Genomic DNA, 12873 nt, shown 5'->3' with positions numbered 1-12873 from the left:
TGCCTGGGCGGACCTGTAACGAAACGGGCCACGCGCTATGCAGATGGCTGGTAATTTGTATAGAAAATAGCGCTTATCTATACATATAGTGCTTAACCCTTATAGCAACCGTCTGTTTGTTTTACAGATGATGAACATCAGGATGGCTGACATGCAGGCGCTACAGCTCCTCGCCCCCGAACGATTCGAGACCCGCGCCATCCTGAAGAGGCTCAACACCACCAGCCGTATGCTGGCCGAGCTCAAGGGCGTGGCGTCGTCTATCCCGCACCAGGGCATCCTGATCAATACCCTGGGTATGCAGGAGGCCAAGGACAGCTCCGCCATCGAGAACATCGTCACCACCCATGACGACCTGTTTCGTGACGATGCTTTCCCCGAGTCCGGTGACAATCTGGCGGCCAAGGAGGTACTGCGTTATCGGCAGGCGCTGCGCATCGGTTTTGCCGGCGTCAGCAAAACCGGCCTGCTGACCACCAACCAGATCATCGAGATTCAGGCCGAGCTGGAGCGCAACAATGCCGGCCTGCGTTGCCTGCCAGGCACCACGCTGAAGGATGGCCATGGCCGGGTCGTTTATACCCCGCCGCAGTCGGCTACCGAGGTGGTCGAACTGATGCGCGATCTGGAGCAATTCATCAACGACGATGAGCGTTTCGATGCCGATCCGCTGGTGAAGATGGCGCTGATCCATCATCAGTTCGAGAGCATCCACCCGTTCTACGATGGCAATGGCCGCGCCGGGCGCATCGTCAATGTGCTCTACCTGCTCAAGTGCGGCCTGCTGGATATCCCGGTGCTCTACCTGAGCCGTTACATCGTGCGGCACAAGGCGGAGTACTACCGCCTGCTGCAGGCGGTGCGCGAGCAGGACTGCTGGGAGGACTGGGTGCTGTTCATGCTCACCGCGATCGAGGACACGGCACGCCAGGCGATAGAAACCATCCAGGCCATCAAACAGGTGCTGATGGACTACAAGCACCGTATCCGCGACCAGCACAAGTTCTACAGCCAGGATCTGATCAACAACCTGTTCACCCACCCCTACACCAAGATCGATTTCGTCATGCGTGACCTCAAGGTCTCCCGCCTGACCGCGACCAAGTACCTGGATGCCCTGGCTGCCAGCGGCTTTGTCGAGAAGCGCAAAGTGGGGCGCTGCAACTACTACATCAACCTCGGCCTCAATGCGATTCTGACCGGGGAGAACCTGCGTGATGATTGATGCCAAGCCCTGCTGCGCGACTTCACCGCAAGGGTTGGACGCATGAGCCTCGACCTGCAGACCTCCTCCTTCAGCGGCCGCTCGCTGATCGAGGCCAGCGCCGGTACCGGCAAGACCTGGACCCTGACCGCGCTGTACGCGCGCCTGCTGCTGGAGCAGCAGCTCAGTGTCAGCCAGATCCTGGTGGTTACCTACACCACCGCCGCCACCGCCGAGCTGCGCGAGCGCATCCGCGCGCGCCTGGCCGAGCTGCTAGCGCTCTATGAAGGCACGCCAAGTAATGATCCATTCCTCAGCGAGCTGCATAGCCGTCATCCCGGCGCAGAGGCACGCCGCCGTCTGCTGCTGGCCGTGCACGGTTTCGATGAGGCGGCCATCTTCACCATCCACGGCTTCTGCCAGCGCGCCCTGCAGGACGCCGCGTTCGAGGCCGGTGGCGACTTCGACAGCGAGCTGACTCAGGATGACCGCGAGGTGCTCGACGCCCTGCTCGCCGATGCCTGGCGCCATGTGCTGGCGGCGGCCGACCCGGCCTGGGCGCGCTTCCTGGCCAAGCAGAAAGTCACCCCGGCCACGTTGCGCCAGGCTTTGCGCAGCCACCTGGGGAAACCCTACCTGCGTATCGAGCCGCGCGAGCCGTTGAGCGGCGACGAGCTGAATGCCGCCAGCAGTGCCTGGGAGCGCGCCGAACAGCTGTGGCGCGAGCAGGGCGCGGCTTTCGTCGCCTTGCTGCGCGAGCATGGCGGGCTGAGCCAGAGCACCCACAAGCTGGGCAAGTTGCCAGTCTGGACGGCCGAGCTGGACGCCTATCTCGCCGACCCGGCGGCGCTGTTCGAGCAGCCCGATGGCCTGGTCAAGTTCGGCGCGGCGGCGCTGCACAAGGCCACCAAGAAAGGCTTCGACGCGCCGCAGGGTGCCCTTGCCGAGGCCTTCGACCTGCTGGCCGAGGCGCTCGGTGTCGCCGTACCGGCCGGTCGTCAGCGGTTAATCGCCCTGCAGGTCGAGCTGCTCGATAAGCTCAACGCCGAACTGCCGGCGCGCAAGGCGGCGCAGCGCTTGCTGGCCTTCGACGACCTGCTTAACCGCCTCAACGAAGCGCTGCACGGCCCGGCCGGCGGCGACCTGGCCATGACCCTGCGCACGCAATACCCGCTGGCGCTGATCGACGAATTCCAGGACACCGATCCGGTGCAGTACCAGATCTTCGATCGCATCTACCGCGAGGGCGGCGACCTGTGTTTTGTCGGCGACCCCAAGCAAGCAATCTATGCCTTCCGTGGCGCCGATCTGGCCACCTACCTCACCGCCCGCGATGCCGCCGCGCGGCGTTACGACCTGCCGTTCAACTTCCGTTCCACGCCGCAGCTGATCGACGCGCTGAACTGCCTGTTCGACCGTCCGCAGCCGTTCGCCGAACAGGGTCTGGATTACCCACGGGTCAGCGCCGGGAAAAAGTCGCGGGCTGATCTGGTGCTGCCGGACGAAGCCAACGGTGCGCCGCTGGCCCTGGTCTGGCTGGGCGACGATGGCCTGAACAAGGGCCGCGCCGGCGAGATCGCCGCCATCGACACCGCCCAGCGCATCGCCGGCTTGCTGGCCGCCAGTGGCGAGGGCAGAGCCTATTTCGATGACAAGGGCGTGCGCAGCCCGCTGCGCGGTGGCGATATCGCCGTGCTGGTGGCTAGCCATCGCGAGGCGGCCAGCATCGCCGAGGAGCTGGCCGCCCGTGGCGTGCCCAGCGTGCGCCGCGGCCGCGACAGTGTGTGGCACAGCGAAGAAGCCGCCGAGTTGGCCGCGGTGCTGGCCGCTTATGCCGAGCCGGGCCGCGAGGGCGTGTTGCGTTATGCCCTGGCCAGCCGCCTGCTCGGCCGCGATGCCGCGCAGCTGGCGCGTTGCCAGGACGACGAACGCGCCTGGGACAAGGAGCGCGCCGACGCCGAGCAGTACCACCAGCTGTGGCAGCAGCACGGCTTTATGCGCGTGTTCCGCGCCTGGCTGGATCAGGAACAGGTGGCCGAGCGCCTGCTGGCCGGTATCGACGGCGAGCGCCGGCTGACCAACCTGCTGCACCTGGCCGAGCTGCTGCAGACCGAGAGCCTGCAGCGCCCCGGCCTGGAAGCCTTGCTCGCCTGGTTCCACGGCCAGCGCGGCAGCGAGGGCGCCGGCGAGGATGCCCTGCTGCGCCTGGAAAGCGATGCCGAGCGGGTGCAGATCGTCACCATCCACACCTCCAAGGGCCTGGAATACCCGCTGGTGTTCTGCCCCTTCCTGTGGGACGGCCGCCTGCTCGGCCAGCACACCGACAGCGCCCGTTGCCATGACGAACACGGCCAGCCGCTGCTCGACCTCGGCAGCGCCCGCCTCGACGAGCGCCTGCAGACGGCGCGGCGCGAACAGTTTGCCGAGAAGCTGCGCCTGACCTACGTGGCCCTGACCCGCGCCGAGCACCGGCTGTGGCTGCACTGGGGCCCGGTCGCCGTGCCCAAGCCGAAGAAGGATGGCGGCCTGCCCGACGAAGGCCTGCACAGCAGCGCCCTGGCCTGGCTGCTGCACGGCCGCGAGTTGGGCGGCGCCGACGCCCTGGCTGAGCTGGCCGGCCACCTCAACGACAAGTCCGCCGGCGCCTTGGCTAGCGAGCTGGATCAGCTGGCCGAGGGCAGCACAGGGATGATCGCCCGCGTACCGCTGCTTAACCGCGAGGCCAATGCCGCCGGCGAGCAGCGCGCCGCGCCGCCGGCCCGCTTGCAGCAGTTCCAGCGCAGCCTGCACAGCGCCTGGCGCATCGGCAGCTTCTCCGGCCTGGCCGCCGGCATGCATATGGAAGCGCCGGATCGCGACGGCCTAGTGATGCCGGATGCCAGCGAGCCGGGCAGCGGCTTCTTCGCCTTCCCCCGCGGCGCCCGCGCCGGTACCTGCCTGCACGCCATCCTCGAAGACTGGGCGCGCGGCAAGGCGCCCCTGGCCGACCTGGTCGAACCGGCGCTGAGCGCCCACGGCATCAGCGCCGAGCTGTGGACGGCCATCGCCAGTGCTCATCTGCAGCAGGTGCTGGACAGCGACCTGGACGGCAGCGGCCTGACGCTCTCCAGCTTGCAGGCAGCGCGGCGTCTGCCCGAGCTGGGCTTTACCTTCCCGGTGGCCGACCTGGACGTGCAGCGCCTGCGCGCGATCCTCGTCGACCCGGCCATGGGCCTGGCCGAGCCGCTACGCCAGGCCGCCGAACGCCTGGAGTTCGACAGCCTCAAGGGCTTTCTCAAGGGATTTATCGACCTGACCTTCGAGCATGACGGGCGCTGGTACATCCTCGACTACAAGTCCAACTGGCTCGGCCCGGACGCCAGCCACTACGGCGGCGAGCGCCTGCTGCAGGCCCTGGCTGGCGAGCACTATTACCTGCAGTACCTGATCTATCTGGTGGCGCTGCGGCGCTTCCTGCGTCAGCGCCTGGCCGACTTCGACAACGCGCAGCTCGGCGGCGCCTACTACCTGTTCCTGCGCGGCATGCCCCAGGCCGGGGTGTATTTCGCCCGGCCCAGTGATGAATTGCTGGATGCGCTGGACCAACTGTTTGCGGAGGGCCAGTGATGCGGCGCGTGCGTAGCCCGGATGCAATCCGGGGAATTCCGCTCCCGGATTGCATCCGGGCTACGGCTGGTCTGGAGTGGTTGCGATGAGTCTGTTGGATCTGCCCCTTGGCCCGCTGGAGCGAGCGCTGGTCGATAGCCTGCGCCGTCTCGACCCGACGGCAACGGACAGCGTGCTGGCCGCCGCCGCCCTGTGCTGTGAGGCGCTGGGCAAGGGCGATGTGTGCCTGCCGCTGGCGCGCCTGGCCGGACAGCGGCCCTGGCCGGAATTCGCCTTCGTCCTGCCAGCGCTGGGCGAATGGCGCACGCAGCTGGAAGCCTCTGCGCTGGGCGGCGCACCCGGCGCCTTCGCCCCACTGATCCTCGATGGTTCGCGCCTCTATCTGGCCCGCTACCAGGCCTATGAAAGCCAGCTGGCCAATCAGTTGCTGGCCCGTACCAGCGATCTGCCAGAGGTCGACGAAAGCGTGCTGACGGAGAGCCTGGCGCGTCTGTTCGCTTTCAACCAGCAGCAACCCGACTGGCAGCGCCTGGCCGCCGCGCAGGCGGTGCGTCGGCGCCTGGCGGTGATCTCCGGCGGGCCCGGCACCGGCAAGACCACCACCGTGGTGCGCCTGCTCGCTGCCCTGCTTGAGCAGCCGGGCGGCGCCCAGCTGGCCATCGGCCTGGCCGCGCCCACCGGCAAGGCGGCGGCGCGCATGGCCGAGGCGATCCGCAACGCCAAGGCGGCGCTGCCGGTCAGCGAGGCGATCAAGGCGGCCCTGCCGGAGGAGGCACGCACCCTGCACCGCCTGCTCGGCAGCCGTGGCGATACGCCCAAGGTGCGCCACGATGCGGCGAGGCCGCTGGCGCTGGACGTGCTGGTGGTCGACGAGGCTTCGATGGTCGACCTGGCGCTGATGGCCAAGCTGGTCGATGCCCTGCCGCCGCACGCGCGGCTGATCCTGCTCGGCGACAAGGACCAGCTCGCCGCCGTGGAAGCCGGCGCGGTGTTCGCCGAGCTGTGCGAGGGCCGTGGCTTCGACGCCCAGGCGGTGGCCGAGCTGCAGCGCATCACCGGGCAAACCGTGCCGGTCGAGCCGCCGCGCTCCAGGCTGGGCGACGCCGTGGTGCTGTTGAGCCACAGCCACCGTTTCGCCGGCGACAGCGGCATCGGCGAGCTGGCGCGACGGATCAACGGCGGCGATGCCGCCGGCACGCTGACCCTGCTTAAGGAACAGCGCGCCGACCTGCATTGGCAGGGTGCGCCGACCCCGGCCGAGCTGCTGGATCGCCTGGACCAGGGTTATCGCCCCTACTTGCAGGCCGCCCGCGCGGGCGATCCGGCCCAGGCCTTCGCCGCCTTCAATGCCTTCCGCGCCCTCACCGCCCAGCGTGAAGGGCCGTGGGGCGTCAGCGGCCTCAACGAGGCGCTGGAGGCGCGGATCAAACGGCGTTACAGCCTGGCCGAGCGCGAGCGCTGGTACCCCGGCCGGGCGGTGATGGTGCGGCAGAACGACTATGCGCTGGGCCTGTTCAACGGCGATATCGGCCTGTGCCTGCACGGCGAGCACGGCCTGCGCGTCTATTTTGAAGGCGAGGACGGCTACCGCGCTTTCGCCCCGGCGCGCCTGCCCAGCCACGACAGCGCCTTCGCCATGACCGTGCACAAGAGTCAGGGCTCGGAGTTCAGCGAAGTGCTGCTGGCCCTGCCCGAACTGCCCAGCCCGCTGCTGACCCGCGCGCTGTTCTACACCGGCATCACCCGCGCCAAGCACAAGGTGGAAATCTGGGGCCTGCCGGCGCGCCTGAGCGAGGCGGTGAACACCAAGGCCGAACGCGCGGCGGGCTTGGCCGAGCGCTTGGGGATGCAAGAGGTGCGGCCTGGTGTACCACCGGCGCAGGGACAGTTGGACTTGTTTGGCTAAGCTGATAGCACCTTGAATACGGGGCGGGTAATCCCGCTCAGCTCGGCCTTGGTTTGCCAGGTTAAGGAATGCGCATGCGTGGAGTTGTGCTGTGTTTGCTGCTTGCTTGTCTGTGCCGCCCGGCACTGGCATCCGCCGAAACCATGCGTTTAGTAACCGGTGACGATTATGCGCCGTTCACCGGCCAGCAGTTGTCCGGGGGTGGGCTGCTGACGCAGGTGGTGCAGGCCGCGCTGGCTCAGGTCGAGGTTAAAACCGAGCTGGAGTGGCACCCCTGGAACCGCGGTATGCAAATGACCCTGAAGGCTGAATACGACGCCACCTTTCCCTATGTCTACACGGTTGAGCGTGGACAGGACTATCTGTACAGCGAACCTATCACGGTGATCGAACAGCATCTGTTCAGTCGCGCAGGAGAAGTCTACGAAGTCAGTAACCTGGCCGCGTTGACCGGTAAACGTCTGTGTTACCCCCTGGGTTGGCAGTTGCCGCCGGCGATTGACCAGATGATCGAACAGGGCTTGCTGACGCGTCACTCCCCGATAGGGCTGCCCCAGTGTGCCCGTCTGCTGTTGCTCAACCGCGATGATGTCTTTGTTGCCGATAGCATGATCGGTGCAGGCGCGCTCAGTCAGGCAGGTGCTGCGCCTAGCCAGTTCCACCGCTCAAAGAGCACCTTCCCGGCAACCAGCCTGCACCTTCTGGTGTCTCGTCAGCACCCTCGAGCCGAGCAGCTTATCGCCGTGTTCAACCGTGGCTTGGCGTCGCTGCGCACGAGCAACCAGTACGAACAATTGGTTATCAACTACCTGAATGCGCAAACCGGGCCGTGACGGTAGTTGGCCCGCTCTCGGCTTATCTGGGGCAACAGCCGCTATACCGGCATAGATCCAGTTATCTCGATAGGACGTGACTTGTCGCCAAGTGTCGGCAGGTCACTTGGCTAAACTCGCCTGCCCCGGTTGCATCTGCCCGCCCGCTCGCGAAGAATGCGCCAAGCCCTGCCGGCCGTGGCGCCGGTGCACGATGGATTGCACGCAGATCGCAAGGAGTTGTTCATGTTCAGCCGCCTCGCCAATGTCTTCAAAGGCATTTTCTCCCTGTTCATCAAGGACATGGAGCGCAAGAACCCGGAAGCCCTGTTGGAACTGGAGCAGGAGAACCTGCGCAAGCAGATCGCCAACTTCAACCAGGGCCTGGCCGCCCACGCCGGCCTGGCCGAGCGTCTGATGAGCCAGGTGCGCAAGCAGGAAACCGAGGAGCGTGAGCTGCATGCGCGCACCACCGCGCACCTGCGTGCTGGTAACAAATCCGCCGCCGCACAGAACGCCCTGCGCCTGCAGAGCCTGGCCCGCGAGCTGGAAGAGAATCGTCGCCAACTGGCCCAGGCCGAAGAGACCTACCAGAACCTGACCAAGGCCCGCGAAGTCGCGGTGAATGCCGCGCGCAGCAAGATCGAGGCGCTCAAGGGCGCAATCAACGACATGCGCATGAAGACCGCCATGGCCGAGATGAACGAGATGGCCGCCGGCATGGTCAGCACCATCGGCGGCTCGGGCGACACCCTCAGCCGCCTGCACGAGATGGTCGAGGAAGAGCGCACCAAGGCCGCCGGCCGCGCGCGCATGGCCCGCGATTCGATGGACATGAGCGAAGTGAATATCAAGGAAGCCGAGATGGACGCCCTCGCCGATCAGGCCCTGGCCGAGTTCGCGGCCAAGGAAGGCATTGCCCTGCCTGGCGCAGAAGCCAGCGTGGCCCCCGAGGCCAATCGCAGCATGGGTAGCAATCCGCAGTCGGAAAGCCAGTAGGCCATGAGTGGGGCACAGGAAGTACCCAACTGGCTCGACGAACTGCGCCTGGCCTATGAAAGTGGCGCCCATGGCCAGTTCGTGCTGTACGGTAACGTCGCCGACCGCTTCCCGCTGGACGGCCGCCTGGTCAGCCTGACCCGTTACCTGGACGCCAAGCTGCTCGCCGCCTTCGATATCGTCTTCCTCTACGACCCGGGCAATGGCCTGAGCCTGCTGCGCGGCGGTGAGCGTTTTGCCGAATGGCCGGCCGCGGCGCAGATCCAGCCCTGGCCGCATGACCCGCGCGAGGCGGTCGAGCTGATCAGCCGCTACCTGCGCTACCGCGCCAACCTGCGGGCCCTCGGCCGCGGCGACAGCGAGCATGTGGCGGTGATTCTGCGTGGCGCCGAGCTGCTGCTGCCGGCCAGCCTGCAGGGCGATTTCGCCACCGCCAGCCTGGCCAGCCTGGTGCGTGACTGGGCCGCCGAGCCGCCGTTCTGCGACATGGCCTTCGCCAGCCTGCTGCTGGCCGACAACCTCAACGACCTGCACCCGCTGGTGGCCAATAACCCGCGCATCGACCGGGTGCAAGTGCCGCTGCCGGACGCCGCCAGCCTGCAGCAGTGCCTGGCGCAGCTGCAGGTCGAGCACCCCCAGGCGTTCGCCGCCGAGGATGCCGGTGCCGTGCAGGCCCTGGCCGGGGTCAGCCTCAGCGCCCTGGCCAGCCTGGTCAAACGCCGCGCCCACCAGGGCCAGGTGCTCGGCGCGCAGGACTGGGCCGAAGCGAAGAAGGAACTGGTCGAGGCCGATAGCGCCGGCCTGGTCGAATTCATCGAGTCTGAGCGTACCCTCGATGACTATCACGCCCAGGACGCCCTGAAGACCTGGCTGCGCCAGGACATGGCGCTGTGGCAGGCCAGTGATCTGCGCGCCTTGCCCAAGGGCTACATCTTTTGCGGCCCGGTGGGTACCGGCAAGACCTACCTGGTCGAGTGCCTGGCCGGCGAGGCCGGGGTGCCGGTGGTCAAACTGAAGAACTTCCGCGATCGCTGGGTCGGTTCCAGTGAAGGCAACCTGGAGAAGATCTTCCGCCTGATCCGCGGCCTCGGCCGCTGCATCGTATTCATCGACGAAGCTGACCAGACCCTCGGCAAGCGCGATGGTGGCAGCGGCGACAGCGGCCTGTCCGGGCGCATCTACTCGATGATCGCCCAGGAGATGGGCGACGCCGACAACCGCGGCAAGGTGATCTGGATTCTCGCCTCCTCGCGCCCGGACTTGATCGAAGTCGACCTCAAGCGCCCTGGCCGGGTCGACGTGAAGATCCCACTGCTGCCGAGCACCACGGTCGAGGAAAGCGCGGCGCTGCTCAAGGCCCTGCTCAAGCGCTTCGACCTCAAGCTGGAACAGGCCGAACTGGTCAAGCTCGACCTGCCGCTGCTGCTCACTCCCGGCGCCGCCGAGGCGCTGGCGGTGAAGATCTACCGCCAGGTGCGCACCAGCAAGCTGTCGGCCCTGGCCGCGCTCAAGCAGTGCCTGCAGGGTTACCAGCCGCCGGTCTCGGAGCAGGTGCTGCGCCAGCAGATGATTCTCGCCATCCGCGAGGCCACCGACGTCGCCTTCGTCCCCGAAACGCTGCGTCACCTGGCCCAGGAGAGCGTCAGTCCATGAGTGTCGGGCGTTATCTGTGGTCCGCCTTCAATGCCCGTCCGCTGGGCATGCCGCTGCCGCCGAACTGGCTGGCGCTGGCTGCCGTGGGCCTGCTCGGCGCGTTCATCAGCCCCGGTTTCTGGGTGCTGGGTGCCGGGCTGGAGCTGGCCTACCTGGGCCTGCTGGCCAGCAGCAAGCGCTTTCGCAATGCGGTGGATGCCGGCGAAGTACGGGTCGATCCGGCCGAGCAGCGCTACGAAAACACCCTGGCCCAGCTCGGTGACAGCCAGCGCCAGCGCCAGCAGCGCATCGAAGGCCGCGCCCGCGAGGTGCTGCAGCTGCTCTCCCGTTCGCCGCTGATGGCTTCGCACGCCGACAGCCTGGAGCAGTTGGTGTGGCTCAACCTGCGCCTGCTGGTGGCCGGGCAGGCGCTCAGCGTGGTGGTCGACACCGCTGCCCAGGACAGCGCCGAACTGCAGCGTCAGGAAGAGCAGATCGACCAGCGCCTGGCCGCCAGCGACCTGGGTGACGAGCTGCGGCGCAGCCTGGAACAGCAGAAGCAGGTGATCGACGCGCGCCAGGCCGCCCATGCCGAAGGGCTGCGGCGCAAGGAGCATGTGGACGCCGAGCTGGCACGCATCGACCAGCAGATCGCCCTGATCCGCGAGCAGACCCTGCTGGCCACCGACGAGGAGCAGATCGGCACAGCGCTCAACGCCCTGACCTCCTCGTTCAACGAGGCCAGCCGCTGGCTCAATGACCAGCGCGACCTGCTCGGCGTGCTCGAACTCAACGAACAACAGAGCCTGCCAAGCTACGTGCTGCAGGAGGGCGGCAAGCCGCTCACCAGGGAAGCCGTCAAACACTGACTGGGCGGGTAGCCCGGATGCAATCCGGGGGATTACGTGTGGGGTTTCCTGGATTGCATCCAGGCTACGGCTGACGCCACCGCGAAGATTTGCACACAGAATGGCGGGCCCTCGGCTCGCAACCGACAGGGAGACACGTCATGTATTTATCCTCGTTCCTGCAGCGCCAACGCGGCAATGCCGCCGGCAAGCTGCTGACCATCGTGCTGGTGCTTGGCCTGCTCGGCCTCGGCGGCTGGCTGGTCAGCAAGGACATGCTCAAGCAGGGCGGCGACAGCCCGCTGAGCAGCCTGCCGAGCAGTCTCGGTGGCGGCGTGGCGGTGCCCGAGCCGGCCGAGCCGGTCATCGGTACGCCGGTGCTGCAGTCGGCCGCGCCCTACGAGATGAAGAACAACATCATCGACATCGACATGAGCGAGTACGCCGGTTACGGCGGCTTGATCGTCGCCAACGGCGGCCTGGCGCCCAACCCGGAGTCGATCTTCGCCAAGCAGTACGGTTTCCAGGTGCGCCTGAACAAGGGCGAGAGCGAGGAATGGTCGGCGCTGAACAACGGCCAGATGGCCGCGGTGGCGACCACCGCCGATGTGCTGGCCGTGCTCGGCCGCCAGTTCGAAGTCACGGTGCCGGCGCAGATCGCCTTCTCCCGTGGCGCCGATCAGGTGGTGGTGGACAGCGATATCGCCAGCATCAACCAGCTCAAGGGCAAGGTGCTCGGCGCCAGCCAGTTTAACGAAAGCGAGTTCTTCATTCGCTACCTGGCCTCCGAGGCCGGCGTGCCGGTCAAGGTCCTGCGCGACCTGGAAAGTCGCCCGGCAGCCAACGAACTGGGCCTGGTGTTCTACGAGGACGCCTTCATCGCCTGCGATGCCTATGCCGCCGAGCTGAGTGGCAATGGCCGTCTGAATGGCTGCGTCGGCTGGTCGCCGCGTACCGACGAAGTGGTCGCCGAGTCTGCGGGTGCGGCGAAGATGCTGGTATCCAACCGCAACCTGCTGGTGGTCGCCGACATCCTGGTGGTGAACAAGGGCTTCGCCACGGCCCATCCGGACAAGGTCAAGGGCCTGGTCCACGGCCTGCTGGAAGGCAACCGCCTGCTGCGTGACGATCCGCAGACCCACGCGGGTGTGGTCGCCCAGGCGTTCGGCTGGACCCAGCAGGAAACCCTCGACGAACTGGCCAAGGTGCACCTGAGCAACCTGCCGGAAAACCTCGCCTTCTTCGATGGCAGCATCGACTCGGCCGGCTCCTTCCAGGGCATCTTCCAGTCCTCGGTGCTGGCCTACGGCGCGTTGATCAAGAACCCGGCCGACCCGGCGCGCTTCGCCAATGTGCAGCACCTCAAGGCGCTGGAGGCCGGCGGCCAGTTCAAGGGCCAGAGCATCTCCATCGCGCCGATCCGCACCAGCGGCAAGGTCGCCCTGGAAGGCGACGCGCTGCTGAGCAAGGACATCCGCTTCTTCTTCGAGGCCAACTCGGCCGCGCTGGACAAGCAGGCCAAGGCCAACCAGGACTACCTGGACACCATCAAGAAATTCCTCCAGGTCAGCCCCGGCTCCATCGTCCTGCTGCGCGGCCACGTGGACAACGCCATGGTCGCCGACTTCGAGCGCCAGGGCGGCCCGGCGCTGGTCAAGAGCATGGCGCTTAAGGCCATGGAGCTGTCGCGCCAGCGCACCCTGTCGGTCAAGGAGGCCCTGCTGGCCCGCCACCCCGGTATCGCCGACGACCGCATCGAGCTGGTCGGTCGCGGCTGGGAAGAACCGATCGGCCAGGACAGCGAGCAGAACCGCCGCGTCGAGGTGCAGTGGTTCACCCTGGAATAGCTCTCCCAGATCGCCGGGC

Annotated in this window: 8 protein-coding genes; all 8 read left to right on the top strand. The window is 66.9% G+C overall.

Annotated elements, in window-relative coordinates; translation table 11 throughout:
• Positions 1–151: 151 nt before the first annotated feature.
• The 8 genes from HNE05_RS19795 to HNE05_RS19760 all read left to right on the top strand — a co-directional run bounded on the left by HNE05_RS19795 (position 152) and on the right by HNE05_RS19760 (position 12854).
• Positions 152–1225 (top strand): Fic family protein, encoded by a 1074-nt coding sequence (locus HNE05_RS19795; RefSeq protein ID WP_219637209.1) that lies wholly within the window; start codon positions 152–154, stop codon positions 1223–1225.
• A gap of 42 nt (positions 1226–1267) precedes the next feature.
• Positions 1268–4810 carry an exodeoxyribonuclease V subunit beta gene (recB, locus tag HNE05_RS19790; protein WP_173210574.1) on the top strand — a complete coding sequence of 1181 codons (3543 nt, stop codon included), beginning with the start codon at positions 1268–1270 and terminating at the stop codon, positions 4808–4810.
• 85 nt (positions 4811–4895) lie between these two features.
• Positions 4896–6716, top strand: coding sequence for an exodeoxyribonuclease V subunit alpha (gene recD, locus HNE05_RS19785; protein ID WP_173210572.1), 1821 nt, complete (start codon positions 4896–4898; stop codon positions 6714–6716).
• 74 nt (positions 6717–6790) lie between these two features.
• Positions 6791–7549 carry a substrate-binding periplasmic protein gene (locus HNE05_RS19780; RefSeq protein WP_173210570.1) on the top strand — a complete coding sequence of 253 codons (759 nt, stop codon included), beginning with the start codon at positions 6791–6793 and terminating at the stop codon, positions 7547–7549.
• 225 nt (positions 7550–7774) lie between these two features.
• The gene (locus HNE05_RS19775; RefSeq protein ID WP_173210568.1) at positions 7775–8527 is read left to right on the top strand and encodes a PspA/IM30 family protein; all 753 of its coding nucleotides are present in this window, start codon (positions 7775–7777) and stop codon (positions 8525–8527) included.
• 3 nt (positions 8528–8530) lie between these two features.
• On the top strand, positions 8531–10180 hold the full coding sequence (locus HNE05_RS19770; protein ID WP_173210566.1) for an AAA family ATPase: 1650 nt from the start codon (positions 8531–8533) through the stop codon (positions 10178–10180).
• Positions 10177–11028: a hypothetical protein gene (locus HNE05_RS19765; RefSeq protein WP_173210564.1), complete on the top strand. Its 852-nt coding sequence runs from the start codon at positions 10177–10179 to the stop codon at positions 11026–11028. The genes HNE05_RS19770 and HNE05_RS19765 overlap by 4 nt, the downstream gene beginning before the upstream one ends.
• A gap of 140 nt (positions 11029–11168) precedes the next feature.
• A complete protein-coding gene (locus HNE05_RS19760) occupies positions 11169–12854 on the top strand; it encodes a phosphate ABC transporter substrate-binding/OmpA family protein (protein WP_173210561.1) in 1686 nt (561 codons plus the stop codon).
• Positions 12855–12873 lie beyond the last annotated feature (19 nt).

The sequence above is a fragment of the Pseudomonas campi genome, from assembly GCF_013200955.2.
In the GTDB taxonomy this organism is placed as follows: domain Bacteria; phylum Pseudomonadota; class Gammaproteobacteria; order Pseudomonadales; family Pseudomonadaceae; genus Aquipseudomonas; species Aquipseudomonas campi.
This window is presented reverse-complemented; position numbering and strand designations above follow the sequence as displayed.

What these genes read in the sequence shown, in the direction of transcription:
- HNE05_RS19795 (WP_219637209.1), top strand. Translation starts at nt 152, where the DNA reads ATGCAGGCGCTACAGCTCCTCGCCCCCGAACGATTCGAGACCCGCGCC.
- recB (WP_173210574.1), top strand. Translation starts at nt 1,268, where the DNA reads ATGAGCCTCGACCTGCAGACCTCCTCCTTCAGCGGCCGCTCGCTGATC.
- recD (WP_173210572.1), top strand. Translation starts at nt 4,896, where the DNA reads ATGAGTCTGTTGGATCTGCCCCTTGGCCCGCTGGAGCGAGCGCTGGTC.
- HNE05_RS19780 (WP_173210570.1), top strand. Translation starts at nt 6,791, where the DNA reads ATGCGTGGAGTTGTGCTGTGTTTGCTGCTTGCTTGTCTGTGCCGCCCG.
- HNE05_RS19775 (WP_173210568.1), top strand. Translation starts at nt 7,775, where the DNA reads ATGTTCAGCCGCCTCGCCAATGTCTTCAAAGGCATTTTCTCCCTGTTC.
- HNE05_RS19770 (WP_173210566.1), top strand. Translation starts at nt 8,531, where the DNA reads ATGAGTGGGGCACAGGAAGTACCCAACTGGCTCGACGAACTGCGCCTG.
- HNE05_RS19765 (WP_173210564.1), top strand. Translation starts at nt 10,177, where the DNA reads ATGAGTGTCGGGCGTTATCTGTGGTCCGCCTTCAATGCCCGTCCGCTG.
- HNE05_RS19760 (WP_173210561.1), top strand. Translation starts at nt 11,169, where the DNA reads ATGTATTTATCCTCGTTCCTGCAGCGCCAACGCGGCAATGCCGCCGGC.